The organism is Halorubrum sp. ASP1 (assembly GCF_005435135.1).
Lineage (GTDB): Archaea > Halobacteriota > Halobacteria > Halobacteriales > Haloferacaceae > Halorubrum > Halorubrum tropicale.
In genome coordinates this window covers 228942-247824 of sequence record NZ_SGUA01000006.1, presented here as the reverse complement: position 1 = coordinate 247824, position 18883 = coordinate 228942, and the positions used below count along the sequence as shown (strand labels likewise).

Here is an 18883-nt window from a genome sequence, read left to right as displayed (position 1 = left end):
GCACTCGACGCGAAAAGCGGTTTCGCCGGGCGCGGATCCGAAAGCACTTGTCGGGGCCCGTTCGTAGATAAGATGGCATGTCCCCGTTGCTCCTCCAGGGTGCGGCCGCCGGGATCGCCCTGCTGATCAGCCTCGTGTTCCTCGTCGTCCACCTGGCGATGATCGTGTGGACGTACTCGGACGCGCAGTCGCGGAGCGATCACCCGCCCGTGCTCTGGGCGCTCGTGGTGTTCTTCGCGCCGATCCTCGGCCTCCTGCTGTACCTCATCATCGGCCGGAACTCCTACTGAGGCATCGCCGTCCGGCGACGGTCGTCGCGTGACCGCCCGCGCCGGACCTCACACGCCCTTCAGCACGCTCGTCGCACCGACCGTCTCGGCGACGACCCACGCGACGAACAGCGCGTAGGCCGCGAGCAGCGCGTACGACTCGCGCTCCCCGAGCGCGAGCTCCGTCCGAAGCGTCACGAACAGGAGGACGGTCGCGGCCGTCAGGACGCCGAACATCGGCACCGCCGTCGAGAAGTTCACCTCGACCGCGCCGACGATCAGCACGCCGAGCGGGATCGCGACGAGCAGGTCGAAGGTGTTGGACCCGAGGACGTTGCCGAGGCTCGTCGCGCCGCGGTCGTCGCGCGCCGTCCGGACGCTCACCAGCGCGTCCGGCAGGCTCGTCGCCGCCGCGACGACCGTGACGCCGGCGAGGAACTCCGGGACGCCGAAGGTGGCGCCGAGCGACTCGACCGACGCGACGAGCCGCTCGACCGTGACGACGATGAGCCCGAGGCCGGCCGCCAGCTTCGCCCACTCCCGCCGGAGGTCGACCCCGTCGCGCACGCGCTCCGCCGCCGCGTCGTCGACGTCTTGATACTGGATGAACAGGTAGAGCACGTACAGCCCGAGCGGGATGGCCGCGAGCGAGCGCGGCAGCTCGCCGACGATCGGCTCCGTCGACACCGGGAAGTAGATGACCGCGAGCGCGAACGTCACGACCAGCGCCGAGACGGCGAGCATGTAGAACTGCGCCTCCTTGTACACGATCGCCCGGTTGGCCTCCAGGTCCGACTCTGTCCCGAGGCCGGCGACCGCGGGGATCACGAGGACGTTGAAGATGGCCGACCCGACGAGCGCCCCGACGCCCATGTCGAAGACGCCGGTGAAAGCGGTGACGAGCACGCTCACGAGTTCCGGGAAGCTCGACCCGACCGCGACCACGACCGACCCCTGCACGACGGCCGGCAGCCCGTAGTAGCCGGCGAGGGTCTCGGCGGCCTCCTCCAGCCAGCCGCTCCCGACCCAGATCAGCCCGGTCGCCGCGGCGATCACGAGGACGTGGACGACCGGCGCGTCGGGGAGGATCCCCGTCACGGGCTACCGGACGTGTCGCCCGCCCAGCTCCCGGAGCCGGGCCGCTGTCTCGTCGTCGAGCGCGTCGCGGGTGACGCGCCACTCCCAGTTGCCGGCCATCGTGCCGGGCTCGTTGAACCGCGCGTCGCTGCCGAGCCCGAGCAGGTCCTGGAGCGTCGTCACCGCGAGGATCGCGTCCGACCCCCACACAGCGTCGATGATCGCCCACTCGGGCGACTCCCCGGGCTCGGACCCGACGTTGTACCGGAAGCAGTCGCGCTGCTCGGCCGGGAGGTCCTCGAAGTAGCCGACCCAGGTGTCCGTGTCGTGCGTCGAGGTGTAGCCGACGACGCCCTCGCCGTAGTGCATCGGCTGGTACTGGTTCCCCTCCGCACACCAGTCGGCGTACTGCGGGACGCGCATTCCCGGGAAGCCGAACTCCGCCATCAGCTCCTCCATCGCCGGCTCCTCGAATCCGAGGTCCTCCGCGATGAAGGGGGCCTCGCCCAGTTCGCGCTCCACCGTCTCGAACAGGTCGCGCCCCGGCCCGTCGCGCCACTCGCCGTCCGCGGGGTCGTCGCTGTCGGCCGGGATCGCCCAGTACTTCGCGAACCCGAGGAAGTGGTCGAGCCGCGCCACGTCCGCGAGCTCGAACAGCCGACGGAACCGGTCGAGCCACCAGTCGTACCCCGACTCGGCGAGGTGCTCCCAGTCGTACAGCGGGTTCCCCCACCGCTGCCCGTCGTCGCCCGCGTTGGGCGGGACGCCCGCGACCGCCGTCGGGCGGTTCCCCTCGTCGAGCCGGAACGCCTCCGGGCTCGCCCACACGTCGGCGGAGTCGAGCGCGACGTAGATGGGCACGTCGCCGACGATCGACACCCCCTCATCGGCCGCGACCGCCCGCAGGTCGCGCCACTGGCGGTCGAACGTCCACTGGACGAACTCCCGGAACCGGATCTCCCGGGCGTGCTCGTCGCGCGCGTCGGCCAGCGCCTCGGGGTCGCGCGTCCGCAGCGGGGCGGGCCAGTCGGTCCAGACGTCCTCCGGGCGCGCGTCGGAGAGCGCGCGGAACAGCGCGTAGTCGGCGAGCCACGGCTCGCGCTCGCGGAACTCGTCGAGGGCGGCGCGGTCCGCCTCGGTCGCCCGCTCCTCGAACCGATCGAAGGCGGTCCGCAACAGCGGGAGCTTGTACTCGCGGACCGCGTCGTAGTCGACGCGGCCGGTCGGGAAGTCGGGCACCGGTTCGAGGTCACTCTCGTCGAGCCACCCGTCCGCGACGAGCCCGTCGGGGTCGACGAACAGCGGGTTGCCGGCGAACGCCGACGGCGACTGGTACGGCGACTCCCCGGCAACGGAGAGCGTCGGCCCGAACGGACAGATCTGCCAGTGGTCGACGCCGGCCTCGCCGAGGAACGAGAGGAAGTCGCGCGCGCCCTCGCCGAGGTCGCCGATCCCGTACGCCCCCGGCAGCGAGGTGACGTGACAGAAGACGGCGTCGGAGCGGTCGAATCGCATACGACCCCCTGCGATCCCCACCGACTCAAGCGTTGTGACCGGGCGGGGCTCGCCCGGACGGTCCTCGGAGCCCGGGCGGGCCGCCAGTCACTCCGTCCGCCGCCACACGACCGCGTCCGCCGTCTCCAGCGTCACCGACGCCGTCGAGCCGGCGGAGTCACCCGGCTCGACGCCGAGGTCGGGCGGCGCGAGCGCGACAGTCCACTCGCCGCTCGCGTCGTCGCCGGGGCCGCCGGCGCGCTCCGCTCCGAGGTCGGCGAGGACGGCGGCCGGCGAGACCTCGACCGGCGTCCCCTCCGTGTTACAGGCGACGAGCAGCGTCTCGTCTCCGTCCGGTGCGCGCCGGCACGCCTCGTACACCACGGTTCCCTCGGTCGGGTGGCGGTAGCCGAACGCCTCCCCGCGGTCCGGGTCCACGTCGTCGCGGAGCCACGGTCGCGCCTGCCGAAACTCTCGGACCGCGCGGTCGAACGCAGTCCGGGCCCCGTCCTGCTCGTCCGCCCACCGGTCGAGCGTGAGGTACTCGCTCACGTCGCCGCTCCACGCGAACGAGAAGCGCTGGAGGTCGTCCGCGTCGAGCCCGTTGCCGGCCTCCTCCGCGTCCATCGGCGTCCCCATCGCCGACAGCAGCTCGGCGATCAAGTCCACGTCGTAGTCGGTCGCGTCGACGAGGTCGGACAGCGTCGTCGCGACCGACTTCAGGTCGGCGCGCGTCTCGAAGCCGAGCGCCCGAAGCCGCGGGAACGCGTCACCGGTGCCGTCGGCGTCCGCGAGCGCTCCCTCGGGGACGTGCCAGTCGATCCACGGCGCCTCCTCCGCGACCACCTTCACGTTCCACGTCGGGTCGGTGTCGCGGACGAACCCCCACGGCGCGCGGTGGTTGGCGTGGAGGAAGTCCATCGGTACGCCCGGCATCGCGACGTGGAACCAGACGAGCGCGGCGGGGCTGTCGTACGCCTCCCGGATCGTCCCGCGCGGGTCGGCCGCGAGGTACGGGTTGATCAGCTCGCCGCTCCAGTCGTCCGTCACCTCGACCTGCGAACCGCGGCGGAGCGTGTCGTGGTTGGCGACGCCGGTGATCCACCGGCTTCCGAACTCGCCGACCTCGCGCATCCGCCACCACTTCGTCGCCCAGAAGGTGAGCAGCGCCGGCTTGTTGTGCGCGAACGTCACCGGCGACCACTGGAACGCGTGGGGGTGTCGGTCGATCAGGGTGCGGTACGTCGAGGCGAGCTCCCAGTCCTCCCGCGGCCAGGGCCGGCCGTCCTCGAAGATCATCCACGGACGGTAGCCCGTGCCCGCGACCTCGTGGACCACGCCGTCCAACGCGTCGAGGAACGCGTCGTCGTGGACCTGCTCGCCGGTCTCCTCGTCGTGGTAGGTGAAGTCCTGCGCGCCGTCGACCCTGATCCCGTCCGCGCCGAAGTTCGCCTTCCGCCGGTGGAGCTCCAGGAGGATCGCTCGCACAACCGGCTGCCGGTAGTCGAGGTGGAGCCCGTACATCCCGGGCCCCTCGAAGAACGGGTCCGGGAGCAGCTCGGCGGCCGCCTCGTCGGCGTGGCCGAGCGCCACGTCGAAGACGACCCGGATCGGGTCCGGCATCGCGTGGCAGGCGGCGATGAACTCGACGAGCTCGTCGGGCCGGCCCGTCTCCAGCAGCGCCGGGTTCGCGGCGCCGAAGCCGCTCACGACCACGTCGTACCCCCAGTTCCGCTGGTCCGGCCGCTTCACCCCGACCGTCGCGGTCTCGGCGTCGGCGTCCCGGTTCAGCGGTGGGCCGTCCGCCGCCCCTTCCGCGCCGCCCGGCCGCCAGTACCACTGCCGGCCGTACGCCTGCGTGAGCGGCTCGACCGGCATCAGCTGGACCGCGTCGTAGCCGGCGTAGTTGCGCTCGTGCGGGTCGAGCGGTTCGCCGCGCTCCAGCTTGTCGCCGACCTCGCGGAACCGCGCCGCGAGCGCGCGCAGCGACCCGGACTCGGTCGACGTGCCGGGGTGGACCTCCAGCATGCTCGTCGCGGGCTCGACCCGCGGGAAGCCGTCGTCCTCGTCGGTCGGGACCGACTCCTCGTCCGTGCCGAGCGCGGCGAAGTGGTCGCGGTCCGGCCGCGTCGCGTCGAGCCGCGGCCAGTCGTACGCCTCGGCGGGTGCGAACGCCCCGAACGGGAGCGAGCGAGCCAGCGGGTCCCTGACGGTCCGGTACGATCCGTCGCCGTCTGGCTCCGGGGCGACGAGCTGGTAGAGCGCGCCGAGCCGGTCGGCGGTCCCGACCGGGAGCCCCTCGACGGCGACCCAGTGGAACTCGCCGTCGCGCTCCGTCGGGAGCCGGTCGATCCGGAACGAGACCTCCCGGAGGTCTTCGCGGCCGGGATCGACCGCGAACCCGTCGCCGCCGTCGTCGACGGGAGTGAATACCTCCAGGCGCACGTCTTCGGCCGGGACGCCGTCCGCGACGAGATCCGGCGTCCAGAATCCGAACGCGACGCCCTCCGGGGGATCGGTCGCCGGGTCGGCGCCGTCGGGCCGGATGGGGTGCGCGCCGAGCCGGGGCGCGATCTCGCTCGCGGCCGCGAACCGGTCGTCCGCCGACGCCCGGTCCCGCCGCGCGGCGTCGACCAGCGCGGCGGTCTCGTCCGGGAGGACGGACGGGCCGTCCGGACCGCGGTCGGCCGCCCGACCGCCGCTCATGGCTCCGAGACCGGCACCACCGCCACCTCGTCGACGCGGACCCGCTCCGTGCCCTCGCCGTCCTCGACGAGGCAGTCCTCGCCGGTGACGAGATCGCGCTCCCCGTGGTCGAGGTCGAACGCGACGCTCGCGTCGGCCGGCGCGAAGTTGAGGACGACGAGGAGCGTCTCGTCGCCGTCGCGGCGCCGGAACGCGACCACGTCGTCCGGGTGGGCGTCGCCGCTCGCGACGACCGGCTTCTCCGAGAGATTGCCGCTCGCGACGTGGTAGTCGACGCGCGCGAGGTCGCCGTCCGGCCCGAGCGCGGGGTGGTCCCGGCGGACCGCGAGGAGGCGCTCGTAGCGCTCGCGGACCTCCTCGCGCGCGTGGTCCCACGCGATCGCGTCACGGCGCCCGCGCTGCCCGATCTCCTGGCCGGCGTACACCATCGGGACGCCCGGCAGCGTCATGATCGCCGCGCCCGCGGCGGCCGCGGCCGCGTCGCCGCACTCGACGCGGTAGCGCGTCTCGTCGTGGTTCTCGATGTACTGGAGGAACTCGGCGTGGTCCGGAAACCCGATCTCGGCGCGCTGGCCGACCGCGTCGAGGACCGACTCCGCGGGCGCCGCCCCCCGTCCGATCTGCCGGAGCTGGAAGTACAGCGTCGCGTCGAAGTGGACGTCGAACATCCCCTCGTGGAACCCCGGGATGTACGGGATCGTCTCGTCCATCAGGAGGAACTCCCGGTCGATGTCCTTCACGCGGTCGCGGAGCTCCCGCCAGAAGGAGTCGGGGACCGCCCACGCCATGTCGCAGCGGAACCCGTCGACGAGCGGCGCCCACTCGTCGACCACGTCCAGCAGGAACCGTCGCACGTCGAGGTTCGCGTGGTTGAGGTTCGCGATCAGCTCCCAGTCGAAGTACGTGCCCGGCTCGCCCGACTCCTGCCACTCGTAGCGGTCGCGGTACGGCGACGCCGGATTCCGGTAGGCGTCTTGGAACCACTCGTGGTCGCGCGCCGTGTGGTTGGCGACGAAGTCGAACAGCACGCGCATGCCGTGGTCGTGGGCGGTCTCGACGAGCGCCTCGAAGTCCTCGCGCTCGCCGAGGTCCTCGGCGGTGTCGAAGAAGTCGACGATGTTGTAGCCGTGCGGCTTCCCGTCGTGGCCGAGGACCGGGGTGAGCCACAGCGTGTCGACGCCGAGGTCGGCGATCCGCGGGATCCGCTCGGCGATGGCGTCGAACGCCTCGCCCTCGTCAGCGTCGGCGAAGGTGCGGACGAACACCTCGTAGACCGAGGCCTCGCGGGTCCACTCGGGCGGGTCGTTGAGCCGCACCGTCTCGAAGTCGGGCGCGTCCGGGACCCGCACGGCCTCGTCGGCCGCGGCCCGGTCGCCCGCGGCGCGCTCGACGGCCGCCGCGTCGGCGACGCTCACGCGCGGGTCCTCGCCCGGGTCTCGCGCGACCGCGACCGCGTGTACCCGGAGCCGGTCCGGCACCGCGTCGAGCGGCACGCGGAGCTCGCGGCCGCCCTCGCTCGCGCGGAGGGCGTCCCGCGGGTTCGTGCGGCCCGCCGCGACGGCGTCGGCCACGTCGCGGTCGTCGACGACGAACGTCACGGCCAGGTCGTCGGCGTCGAGCGAGGACTCCGGGTTCGGCGAGGGGACCGCGGTGAACACCGCTTCCCCGGCGTGTTCGCCCTCCTCGCCCGGCTCCTCGTCGAACGCGACGCTCGCTTCGACCCGCACCCGCGGCCGGCCGACCCCCTCGTGTCGCCCCTGCGCGGCGTAGTCGCGCGGCCCGTCGTCCGCGTCCCGGTCGCGGATCGCGGTCCCGCTCCCGCCCGCGACGTCGACGCCCTCGTAGCTCGCCGGGAACGCGCGGACGGTGAGGAGGTGGTCGCCGTCCGGAGCGTCGAGGCCGAGCAGGTAACGCCCCGGCACGTCGGGGGTGAATCCGGTCACGGGGCCGTCGCCGACGGTCGACTCGCTGTCGGGCGGCGCGTCGGCGACGCGCCACGCGTACGCGCCGTCCGGGTTCGGATCTCTCGGTGCAAGCTCCGTCCGCTCGCCGGTCGCGAGGAAGCGCGGGGGTCCGGGGTGGTGCATGTGACGGCCATCGACCCCCGGGGCCTTCGGTGTTGCTCTTGTGACGGTGACCGCGCCGCGGCGCCGACCGCCGCGCGGTTACCCGCCGCGGTCGTCAAGGCTTTTACTCCGGCAGGCGCAGGGCGGGTATGCGACTGCGTACCGCCCTAACGGAGCACGAACGTCGGCGCGGGGAGCGCTACCCGGCGGAGCACTCGATGACCGCCGGCGCGTTCACCGGCGACGACGGCCGACTGGTCCACGTGGGGCCGGACGGGACCGTCCACGACTGTTCGTATTCCCTCTCCGAGGTCGGCGGCGCCGACCGCCTCCGGACGGGGATAACCGCCGGGCGCGGCGTCCGCTGGTTCGACGACCTCGAGACGACCCGCCAGCACTACGACGGCGACACGCCGCTCGTCGAGACCGAGTACGACGCCGGCCGCTACACCATCCACCAGTTCGACCTGGTGGTGGGCGACACCCACCTCACCCACGTCGAACTCCGCGGCTCGCCCCCGGCAGACGCCGAGCTCGTCGCCGCCTACGCGTTCTCGCCCGACATGGTCGAGGGCCGCGTCGGCAACATGGTCCACGACGGCGCCGGCCCCGAGGACGGCGGCGTCGTCGAGGTGTACCACCGCACCGAACACGACTTCCTCACGGCCTCGACGGGCCTCTCGAACGCCCACGGCCAGCGCCTGCGGACGATCCCGGAGCTGCTCGGCGAGGGCGGCGACGGGTTCCCGCACCGCGGCGAGATCGACCGGCGCGAGGACTCTCGACTCACCCCGGACGTCGTCGTCCGCGCCCCGTTCGAGCGCGACGGCCGCACCGAGCGCGTCACCCTCGCCGGGCGCGCCGTCGTCGACCGCCGCGACGCGCGCGACACCGGCGACGACGCGAAGGACGCCCTCACCGACGGCATCGACCGCCAGCGCCGGATCGAGGCCGTCTCGAACATCGCGACCGCCTACCCCGACGCCGACGACCTGCGCGAGGCCGCGGACGGCCGCGGTCCGAACGTGCCCGAGGACGCCCCCCGCCGCTCGGTGATCGCGAGCGACCTCCGCGCGCTCGACCTGCTCACCGCGGAGTCCGGCGCCCGGATCGCCGCGCCCGAGTTCGACCCCTTCTACTCCACCTCGGGGGGCTACGGCTACACCTGGTTCCGCGACGAGGCCACGGTGTCGACCGCGCTGCTCGACGCGAGCGAGGAGCTCGGCCTCGACGCCGGCGAGGAGCTGCTCGCGGCCGCGAGCTTCTTCTGCCGGACGCAGGACGCCGACGGCTCGTGGCCCCATCGGGTGTGGGCCGACTCCGGGAAGGTCGCGCCCGGCTGGGCGAACGCCCGGATCGAGGGCGCGAACGCGACGCCCGGCCCCAACGACCAGCTCGACCAGCCCGCGACGGTCGTCGCGTTCCTCGCGACGCTGCGCCGCGAGGCCGACCTCCCCGCCGAGTGGCGCGACCGGATCGACGAGACGATCGCCGACGCCGTCGACTTCCTCCTCGAGACGACCGAGGACGACGGGCTCCCCCGCCGCTGTCAGAACTGCTGGGAGAACGCGCTCGGCCGGTTCACCCACACCGGCGCCGAGTACCTCCGGGCGTTCGCCGCGGTGGCTCGCGCGCCGGTCGACGAGGGGCTCCGCGCCGCCGCCGCCGCCGCCGCCGACGCGGCGCTGTCGGGCCTCGACGCCCGCTGGAACCCCGACACGGATCGGTTCCTCCAGCGAGCAAGCGACGAGGGGCAGGACGCCCGCGCCGACGCCAGCACCTTCGCGCTCGCGACGGCGGCCGCCGAGTACGCCGCCCTGCTCGACGACGAGGCCGCGCCGGGCGACGCCGCGGCCGCCACCGACGGCTCCGGCCCCGCCGGCGTCGACTCGGTCGCGACGACGGAGTTCACCCGCTTCCTCGACCGGGTCAACACGCACGTCCGGCAGACGATCGACGCGCTCCGGCGCGAGACCGCCTCGGTCGAGGGGCTCGTCAGGTTCACCGGCGACGACTGGCGCACGGCCGAACAGGGCGCCGCGAAGGTGTGGTCCATCGCGACGCTGTGGGGCGCGACGGCCGCGGCGACGCTCGCGGGCGTCGTCGACGAGCGCGGCGGGGCCGCCGGCCCGCTGTTCGCGGACGCCCGCGACCTGTACGAGCTGTGCGGCCCGGACGGCCCCTTCGTCAACGAGGCGGGGCTGTTCGCGGAGCAGGCGTTCGACGACGGCGACCTCGACAGCGCGACGCCCATCGCGTGGTCGCACGCGCTCCGCATCGACGCGACGGTGACGCTGGCGAGCCACGGCGAGCTCCCGGTCCCGCACGACCGCGAGAGCGGGCCCGAGACGGGTCCGCACTGGACGACCGGCCGGAAGTTCGGCCTCGGCACGCCGGGCGACTACGACGCCGAGGACCCGGTCCCGGTGTGGTTCACGCTCACCGAGGGGGCGCTCACCGAGGCGCGGTTCCCGCGGATCGACGTGATGAACGTCCGCACGTTCGACTTCCTCGTCGCCGACCCCGACTCCGAGTACGCGATCCGCACGTTCGACGAGACGGGCCACGTCTCGGCGACGGAGACGATCGAGCGGACGACGGAGCCGGCGGCCGACGACGCGCTCGCCTACGTCCAGCGGATCCGCGAGACCGGCGACGGCCACGGCCACTCCTGGACGCTCCGGGTCGAGTACGCCGTCGACGCCGACGGGACGGCGATCCTCGCGGACGTGCGGTTCGAGGGGAGCCGCGAGTACGACGTGTACGCGCTCGCGGACGTCACCATCGCCAACGTCGGCACGAACGACCGCGCCGAGCGCGTCGACGGCGACCGCGGCGCGCACCTGATCGCGCGCAAGGACGACCCCGACCGCGACCCGGGCAAGCTCGTCGACGACGAGGGCGAGCCGTTCGACCCCGCGCTCGCGCTGGCGAGCGGCGACGGGTTCGACTGGGCGAGCGCGCTCGCGGCCGGCGGCGAGGCGGCGGACGCGCTGTTCGGCGACGGCGAGCGCGACGACGAGTCGGCCGAGGCGGTCGGCAACGTCGTTTTGGCCGGCCTCGTCGGCAGCGGCGAGCGCGTCGTCGACACGGTCGCGCTCGGGTTCGCCGAGGACGCCGACACCGCGGCCGCGCTGGGCGAGGCCGAGGGGGCGCTCGCGCGCGGCTTCGACGACGCCGCGGACGCGTACGCCGAGACGTGGCGCTCGTGGCTCGCGGACCGCGAGCTCCCCGACTCGGTCGCGGACGACCCCGACCTCGCGGCGCAGTACCGCTTCGCGCTGATGACGCTCGCGGCCGTCGAGGACAAGGCCCACGACGGCGCGGGGATCGCGAGCCCCTCGGTCCCGTGGGGCGAGACCGAGTACGCCGCCGAGGACCGCGGCTACGGCTACAACTTCGTCTGGTCGCGGGACCTCTACCAGGTGTTCACGGCGCTGATCGAGATGGACGACCTCGAACGAGGCGCCGACGCCCTGGCGTACCTCTACAACACGCAGCAGGACGACGACGGCTTCCTCCCGCAGAACACCTACATCGACGGGCGGACCCGGTGGGGCGGCGAGCAGATGGACAACATCGGCTTCCCCTCCGTGATGGCGTGGCAGCTGTACGAGCGCGGCGTGACCCTCGCGGACGCGGACTACACCTACGACCAGGTCGCCCGCTCGCTCGACTACATCGCCGAGAACGGCCCCGAGACCGCCCAGGAGCGCTGGGAGGAGGAGGCGGGCTACTCGCCGTCGAGCATCGCGGCCGAGATCGCGGGCCTCGTCTGCGGCGCCGCGCTCGCGCTCGCGGAGGCCGACCGGCGCGACGGGGCCGAGGAGGCGGGGAGCGGGGCGGCCGAGTCGCCCGAGTCGCTCCGCGCCGACGCGCTCGCGTGGCTCGCGCTCGCCGACGACTGGACCGCCCGCGTCGAGGACTGGTGCGCGACCGCGACCGGCACCGACCGCCACGAGCGGACCCCGTACTACGTCCGGATCACGGCCGACGGCGACCCCGAGTCCGGTCGCCCGCGCACGATCGCCAACGACGGTCCGACGTACGACGAGCGCGAGATCGTCGACGGCGGCTTCCTCGAACTCGTCCGGCTGGGGATCAAGCCCGCCGACGACCCCGTGGTCCGGAACTCCGTCGCCGTCGTCGACGATTCGATCCGCGTCGACACCCCCCACGGCGCCGCTTGGTACCGCTACGTCGGCGACGCGTACGGCGAGATCGCAGTGGGGGACCCCGGCGCGCCGTGGGCCGGGACCGGCGACGGCCGCGGCCGCCTCTGGCCCATCTTCACCGGCGAGCGCGGGGAGTACGAGCTCCGCGCTCGCGGCGACGGCCCCGACGCCTTCGGCGGCACCGACGAGGACGCGCTCGAACCCGAGGCGCTGCTGGAGACGATGGCTGGCTTCGGCAACTCCGGGCTGATGCTCCCCGAGCAGGTGTGGGACCGCGAGCACCCGACGAAGTACGGCTGGGAGTTCGGCGAGGGCACCGGGGGGGCGACCCCCCTCGCGTGGTCGATGGCCGGCTTCGTCCGGCTGGCGCACGGCGTCGACGCGGGCGAGCCGGTCGAGACGCCGACCGTCGTCCGCGACCGCTACGTCGACCGCGACCGCCCGGCCGGTCCCGACCTGACGGCCACTGCCGAGTTCGTGGAAAATTCGGTCGTCATCGCCGGTGAGACGGACGCCGAGCGCGTGGCAGTTCACACGCGGCAGACGTCGCGGCTCGTCTCCCCCGGCGCCGACGGCGCGTTCGAGGTCGACCTCGACGCGGACACCGACGCCGACACGGTCGTGGTCGCAGCCGCGACCGACGGCGACTTCGAGGCGGCGGGGACCGCCGTCGAGCGGCTCCGCTTGTAGCGCGCCGCGGCCGCGTCAGGCCGCGAACCGCGGACTCCTTCTACCCCAGCGCGGTGACATCGACGGTGCGCGTCTCGCCGTCGACCTCGATCTCGACCGTCTCGGCGACGCGTTCGCGCACCGTTTCGCGCCAGTCCTCGACCGCCTCGGCGTGTCGCTTCCGCCGCGCCGCGAGGTCCGCGTCGGGGTGTTCCGCCGCCGTGTCGTCGACCTCGGGGTACGGCGGCGCCTCGGCCACCAGCGCGCGCGGGTCGATGTGGAGCGGCGCGGGAGCCCCGTCGCCGGCGTCCCCGTCGCCGCCTCCCGCGTCGAGCGCGTGGAGTCGGGCCCGCATCCGCCCCGAGAAGGGCGGCGTCGCGCGGAGGACGACCTCGCGGTCGCTCCGCAGCGTCGCTTCGAGCGCGTTCGCCACGTCCTCGCGGTGGACCGCGACCGACCGGATCCGGTCGGGGCCCACGCCCCGACTCCCCTCGTCGTCAGTCATCGTTCGCCGCCCACTCGGCGTCCGAGAGCGTTCGCTGGACCGCCTCCTCGCCGACCGCGCCGGCGAGGTGTTCGAAGCCCGCGCGGACCCCGCGGTCGCCGGCGTTCGCGACGAGCCGCGAGACGATGAACTCCGGCGTGGACTTCCCGACCGTCTCGAACCGCGGCTGGTAGTCGACGCGGAGCTCCAGGTCGTTCGTCAGCCCCTCCGCGAAGATGCCGTCGATCCGGGCGGCGTCGGGCAGCGGGCTCAGGTCTTCCGCGAGGTGGGTGACGTAGACGCCGAGCGCGCCGCGGTCGACCGTCAGCGTGACGAGGCCGTTGAGCAGGTCGGCGGCCCGGCCCGGCTCCGTGATCGCCTCGAACTCGTCGACGAGCATGAGCGTCCGCCCCTCGGCGACGAGCGGGGGGACGACCGACTTCAGCGTCGACTCCAGCACGCCGGCGTTGAAGGAGGCGTGCCGGCGATGGAAGACGATCCGGTCGAACGTCCCGACCTCAGCCGCGTCGGCGGGCACGGGCAGCCCCATCGACGCGAGCAGCGCGACCGCACAGAGCGTCTCCAGAAGGGTCGTCTTCCCGCCGGAGTTCGCTCCGGTGAGGACGCTCACGCGGTCGCCGGTCGGCGGCGCGTCCGCGCTCGCGACGCCCGCCTCGCCCGCGAGCGAGTGAGAGCCGACGCCGTACGAGACCGGCTGAACGTCGCCCCCGAGGAAGGGGTTCCGCGCCCCGCGCACGGCGATACCGTCGTCGACGAGTGCCGGTCGGACGTGCCCGTTCTCGGCCGCGAACCGCCCCAGCGAGAGCAGGAACGCCGCGTCCGAGACCGCCGTCGCGGCGCGGGCGACCGCGGTGTCCTCGCCGGCGCCCGACTCGTCGCCGAGCCGCTCGCGGATGTCGGCCGCGACCGCGGCCTCGCGCTCGTCGACGGCGGCCTCCAGTTCGCCGACGAGGTCGCGCAGCGTCCCGGAGACGAAGTCGGCCGCGTCGAGCGCCTCGTCGGGCGCCGCCGACCGGACCGTCGCCGGCTCGACGCCGGTCTCGCGCGCGACGTGGTCGACCGTCGCCGCCTCCAGCGCCTCGAAGTCCCGGAGGCTCCCGTCGCGGACGGTTTCGAGCACGTCGAACGCGGAGTCCGCGAGGTCGCGCGCGGCCGCGAGTTGCTCGCGCAGCCGGTCCAGCTCCGCGTCGGCGCCGGCCGCGACCTCGATGTCGTCGCCGTCGAGGTCGCCGGCGGGGTCGATCGAGCCCCGTACGTCGGCGAGCGCGTCGGCCGCGTCGCGCAGGCGGTCGCCGTCGAGCGCGCCCACGTCGGCGAAGGGGCCGTCAGTCAGCCCCGCTTCGCGGAGCGCGACCGCCGTTTCGACCGCGGCGAGGTCCGACCCGTCGGCCTCGTCGTAGGCGGCGAACGACTCCGCGACGGCCTCGCGCGCGTCGTCGTCGAGGCCGTCCCACGCGTCGCGGGCGGCGACGACCCGGTCGAGGCGCTCCTCGACGGCGTCGCGGTCGAGGAGGGGGGTCATCACCCTGATCCGGTCGGCCGCGTGCGCGGTCAGCGCCGCGTCGGCCGCGAGCCCGAGGAGGTCGTCGTACACCGAGCGCGCGTCGCCCGTCGCGAGGACGTCCATCCCGGCCTCGCCGTTCGCCCGGCGGAGGATGCGGGTCGCGCGGCCGCGGTGGAGGCCGGCGTCGACGAGCGCGCGGACGTCCGCCGACTCGATCGCCTCGACGGCCCGTTCGGTCCCGAGCGCCTCGGTGAGCCGCTCGCTCGTCTTTGGGCCGATCCCCCAGTAGTCCTCCAGTCGCATACCACGTGGTGTCGCCCCGGCGCCTTGGCGTTTTCGTCGCCCGTCCCGGCGCCCCGATGTCTTTCCCGGCACCCAGATGTCTCCCCGCCGTCTCGGCGGCGCGATCCGGCACACGAGCGCTCTTGCCTCCGGCTCCCGTACGGGATGCCATGGCAACCGAGATCGCCGAGGGCGTCTGGCGGATCGAGTGTCGCGGCGTCAACGCGTACCTCGTCTTCGACGACGTGCCGACGCTCGTCGACGCCGGGACTCCGTGGGACGGGGCCGCGATCCGGGACGGGCTCGACGAGGCCGGCGTCGCCGTCTCGGAGGTCGGCCGCGTCCTGCTCACCCACTACGACCTCGACCACGTCGGGACGCTGGCGGCGCTCGCGCCCGACCTCGACGCGCCGGTCCGCGCGTACGGCTTCGACGCTCAGCTGCTTCGCGGGTCGCGGTCACCGCCGATCCGGAATCACAAGGGCCTGATCCAGCGACTCGGCGACCTCGTCACGGACCGCGCCGACCTCGACGTCGTCGGCGTCCGCGACGGCGAGCGGATCGGGTCGTTCACGGCGTACCACTCGCCCGGCCACACGCCGGGTCACGTCGCGTACGTCAGCGGGGAACTCGGTGTCGGCCTCCTCGGCGACCTCACCTCGGCGTCGGACGGCGACCTCGAACCATCCGGCTGGCTGATCAGCTACGACACGGACGCGGTGGCGACGAGCGTGCGCGACCTCGCGGCGCGCGCCCCGTCGTTCGAGGTCGCCTGCGTGGGACACGGCGACCCGCTCGCGACGGGCGGCGGCGAGGCCCTGCGGCGGCTGGCGGCGACCGTCTGATCTACCCGCCTATCGCGACTGCCGGTAGATGAGGTTGCGCTGGATGTCGTTGGCGCCCTCGTAGATCACCGGGATGCGCACGTCGCGGTAGACGCGGGCGATCCGGCGCTCGGTCAGGATCGAGCGGCCGCCGTGGAGCTTCATGCCCTTCTCGGCGCAGTCGGTGGCGACCTCCGTCGACTTGGTCTTCGCCAGCGCGGCCCAGTAGCCGGCGTCCTCACCGTTCGCGACCTTCTCGCAGGCGCGCCAGTTGAGCGCCCGCGCCGACTCGAACCCGATACGCATGTCCGAGATGGTGTGCTGGACGGCCTGGAAGTCGTCGATGGTGCGGCCGAACGCCTCGCGCTCGTCGATGAACGCCTCCGCCTCCTCGACGGCGGCGGCGGCGAGCCCGAGCCCGTGCCCCCCGACGATGACGCGGCCGTGGTTGAAGAAGTCCGCGAGCACGTAGAAGCCGCCGCCCTCGCTGCCGACGACGTTCTCCTCGGGCACGAAGCAGTCATCGAAGACGATGTGGCCCTGCTTGGACGCGCGCATCCCCATCTTCTCCGGGATGTGCTCGGCCTCGTAGCCGTCGGAGTCGGTCTCGACGATGAACAGCGTGTAGTTGGAGTAGCGGTCGTCGCTCTCGCCGGTCTTCGCGTAGACGGTCAGCCAGTCGGCCTCGACAGCGTTGCCGACCCAGTACTTCTCGCCGGTCAGTTCGTAGCCGCCCTCGACCTTCTCGGCCTTCGTCGTCATGCCCGCCAGGTCGGAGCCGGTCTGCGGCTCGGAGACCGCGAGCCCGGAGATCTGGTCGTTCTCGGCGACCGGGCGGAGGTACTTCTCCTTCTGTTCCTCGGTCCCGTAATCCTCGACCATCTCGGCGCCGAAGCTGGCGAGCTGGAGCGTGAGCGCGATGCCGGCGTCGGCGCGGTAGAACTCCTCCGCGATGGCCAGCACCTGCGCCAGGTCGAACCCCTTCCCGCCGTACTCCTCGCCGATGTCCTGGGCGACGAGCCCGGCGTCCATCCCCGCTTCGAGCACTTCCCACGGGTACTCGCCGGACTCGTAGTACGCCTCCGCGTTCGGGGCGATGTACTCGTCGGCGAACTCCCGCGCCTCCTGTTTGACGTCTCGCGCGCGCTCCGGCACGATGCTGTCGTCGAGCAGCTCCATACGACCCGTCAGAGCTCCGCGGGCAAAACGTCGGTGGAACAACGAAGAACGCCGGGTGAGTTTATCCGTCGCCGACCGCGTCCGTGTCGCCCGACTCCTCGGCGTCCGCGTCGCCTTCTCCCTCGGTCTCCGCTGTCTCCTTCTCGGTCTCGTCGTCGCCCGTCGGTCCGGCCGCGACCTCTTCCGCGTCGGCGATTTCGACCTCTTCGGGGCGATCGGCGTCGGACTCCGAGATGCTCGCGCCGTCCGGAGCCGCCGCCTCCGCCGGCCCGGTCGGCTCGGCGGGGTCCGCGGGCTTGAACCCCGCCGTCTCAAGGTCCGCGTCGGTGCTCTTCCGGGGGTCCGTCCCTCGCTCGCGGAGGAGCGCCCGCGTCGCCTCCCTGTCGACCGTCCCCGAGACGGTCCGTGGGAGATCCTCGACGTACGCGACCGTCTTCGGGATCTTGAAGCCGGCGAGGCGCTCCCGAGCGTAGTCGACGAACGCGCCCTCGTCGATCGGTGCGGGGCCGACGCCCTCGCCCGCCACGACCGGCGTCGCGTCGTCGGAGCCCGTCGCGTCGTCGGAGCCCGTCGCGTCGTCGGAGCCCGTCGCGTCGTCGGAGCCCGTCGCGTCGTCGGCCGGATCTGCCGACTCCCCCTCCGGTACGTCGGTCGCCGTCGGTTCGGGCTCCCCGTTCGCGGCGTCCCCCGCGACGCCCGCCCCGTCAGGGAACCGGTCGCCGACGGCGACGAGCGCCGCGACGCGCTCGCCCCACACCTCGTCGTCGAGGCCGACGACCGCCACGTCCTCGACCTCGACGTACCCCCGGAGCACGTCCCCGACCTCGCCGGGTTCGACGTTCTCGCCGCCGGTGATGATACGGTCGTCGACCCGGTTGAGCACGTGGAGGTACCCCTCCTCGTCGAACCGGCCGACGTCGCCGGTGTGGAGCCCGTACGGTCCGAAGTCCGACCGGTCGACGGCCGCGGGATCGATCCCGTTCAGGTCGATGTCGTCGGGGACCGATTCGCCGCCGTCGTCGTCCGCTTCGGACCGGTCGCCGTCGCGCTGCGCGAGGTACCCCGACGTGATCGTCGGTCCCCTGACGACGACCTCGCCGGTCTCGCCGGGCTCGACAGGGTCGCCGTCCTCGCCGACGACCGTCACGTCGGTGCCGAAGAGGGGCCGGCCGACCGTTCCGATCCGGTCCCTCGTCTGTCGCGGCGTCGCGGTGGTGATCTGCGAGGCCGCCTCGGTCATCCCGTACGTCGGGTAGACGGGGATCGAGTAGTCGCGACACCGCTCCAACAGCTCCGCCGGCGCGGGCGCGCCGCCGAGCAGGACCACGCGGAGCGAGTCCGACAGCGTCCCCCGTCGGTCGAGCATCCGCTTGAGCATCGTCGGGACGAGCGAGACGCCGGTCACGTCGTAGGCGTCGATGTCGTCGGCGGTGCCGCCGGCGTCGAACCCCTCGCGCAACACGAGCGTCGCCCCGTACATGACCGACCGGTACACCGGCGCGAGCCCGCCCATGTGGTGGAGCGACAGCGACACGAGCCAGCGGTCGTCGGCCTCGACCCCCAGCCGGAACGCCGAGGCGACCGCCGAGCTGTACACGTTGCCAGCGGTCAGCGGCACGGGCTTGGGCTCGCCGGTCGTCCCCGAGGTGAACAGCACGCAGAGCGGGTCGTCGAACGACCACGTCGGCGGGTCGAGCGCCGCCGGGTCGACGTCGTGGATCCCGGTGACCTCGGCGCTCGTCGGGTCGTCGACGGAGTAGACGGGGACCCCCTCTATCTCCGCCGCCGCGTCGGTGGCCGTCGGCTCCGTCGGCTCCGCGCAGACGACGGCGTCGAGGTCGGTCCGGTCGATCCGCGCGGCGATCTCGCGCGCGGTCAGCTCCTGGCCGAGCGGGACGAACGTCGCCCCGATCCGCATCGTCGCGTGGACGAGGCCGACGGTGCCGACGTACGGGGGCGTCAGCACGCCGATCCGATCGCCCTCGCCGAGCCCGTGCGCGACGAGCCGACCGGCCGTCTCGGCGACCAGCCGGTCGAGGTCGGTGTAGCTCCACGCCTCGCCGTCCTCGGCGCGGATCAGGGCGGTGTCGTCCGGCGACGAGACCACCCGATGGGAGAGCCAGTCGCGCATCG

The 18883-nt window shown here is 73.5% G+C and carries 11 protein-coding genes; 3 read left to right on the top strand and 8 right to left on the bottom strand.

Going from position 1 to position 18883, the window contains the following annotated elements:
- Positions 1–77 precede the first annotated feature (77 nt).
- On the top strand, positions 78–290 hold the full coding sequence (locus tag EXE48_RS11330; protein ID WP_053771473.1) for a PLDc N-terminal domain-containing protein: 213 nt from the start codon (positions 78–80) through the stop codon (positions 288–290).
- Between the two features lie 48 nt (positions 291–338).
- Here the strand turns inward: EXE48_RS11330 and EXE48_RS11325 are convergent, their stop codons facing one another.
- From EXE48_RS11325 to malA, 4 genes are all read right to left on the bottom strand, one after another.
- On the bottom strand, positions 339–1367 hold the full coding sequence (locus EXE48_RS11325) for a sodium:calcium antiporter (protein ID WP_053771472.1): 1029 nt from the start codon (positions 1365–1367) through the stop codon (positions 339–341).
- A gap of 3 nt (positions 1368–1370) precedes the next feature.
- On the bottom strand, positions 1371–2861 hold the full coding sequence (malQ, locus tag EXE48_RS11320) for a 4-alpha-glucanotransferase (protein ID WP_137711443.1): 1491 nt from the start codon (positions 2859–2861) through the stop codon (positions 1371–1373).
- An 87-nt stretch (positions 2862–2948) separates the two neighbouring features.
- Positions 2949–5546, bottom strand: coding sequence for a glucosylglycerol hydrolase (gene gghA, locus EXE48_RS11315; protein WP_137711442.1), 2598 nt, complete (start codon positions 5544–5546; stop codon positions 2949–2951).
- A complete protein-coding gene (gene malA, locus EXE48_RS11310; protein WP_137711441.1) occupies positions 5543–7633 on the bottom strand; it encodes an alpha-amylase MalA in 2091 nt (696 codons plus the stop codon). The genes gghA and malA overlap by 4 nt, the downstream gene beginning before the upstream one ends.
- Positions 7634–7761: 128 nt before the next feature.
- On the opposite strand from malA, the gene EXE48_RS11305 reads away from it, so the two are divergent.
- Entirely contained in the window at positions 7762–12477 is a 4716-nt protein-coding gene (locus EXE48_RS11305; protein WP_199236382.1) for a DUF7997 domain-containing protein, read from the top strand.
- Between the two features lie 40 nt (positions 12478–12517).
- On the opposite strand, the gene EXE48_RS11300 is transcribed toward EXE48_RS11305, so the two are convergent.
- The gene (locus tag EXE48_RS11300) at positions 12518–12961 is read right to left on the bottom strand and encodes a DUF8009 family protein (RefSeq protein WP_137711440.1); all 444 of its coding nucleotides are present in this window, start codon (positions 12959–12961) and stop codon (positions 12518–12520) included.
- Positions 12954–14768 carry a MutS-related protein gene (locus tag EXE48_RS11295; protein ID WP_137711439.1) on the bottom strand — a complete coding sequence of 605 codons (1815 nt, stop codon included), beginning with the start codon at positions 14766–14768 and terminating at the stop codon, positions 12954–12956. Before EXE48_RS11295 ends, EXE48_RS11300 begins: the two co-directional genes overlap by 8 nt.
- A 149-nt stretch (positions 14769–14917) precedes the next feature.
- Between EXE48_RS11295 and EXE48_RS11290 the strand changes: the two genes are divergently transcribed.
- On the top strand, positions 14918–15592 hold the full coding sequence (locus EXE48_RS11290; protein WP_137711438.1) for an MBL fold metallo-hydrolase: 675 nt from the start codon (positions 14918–14920) through the stop codon (positions 15590–15592).
- A 9-nt stretch (positions 15593–15601) separates the two neighbouring features.
- On the opposite strand, the gene EXE48_RS11285 is transcribed toward EXE48_RS11290, so the two are convergent.
- The gene (locus EXE48_RS11285) at positions 15602–16750 is read right to left on the bottom strand and encodes an acyl-CoA dehydrogenase family protein (protein WP_053771465.1); all 1149 of its coding nucleotides are present in this window, start codon (positions 16748–16750) and stop codon (positions 15602–15604) included.
- A 61-nt stretch (positions 16751–16811) separates the two neighbouring features.
- On the bottom strand, positions 16812–18881 hold the full coding sequence (locus tag EXE48_RS11280; protein ID WP_137711437.1) for an AMP-binding protein: 2070 nt from the start codon (positions 18879–18881) through the stop codon (positions 16812–16814).
- Positions 18882–18883: the final 2 nt, after the last annotated feature.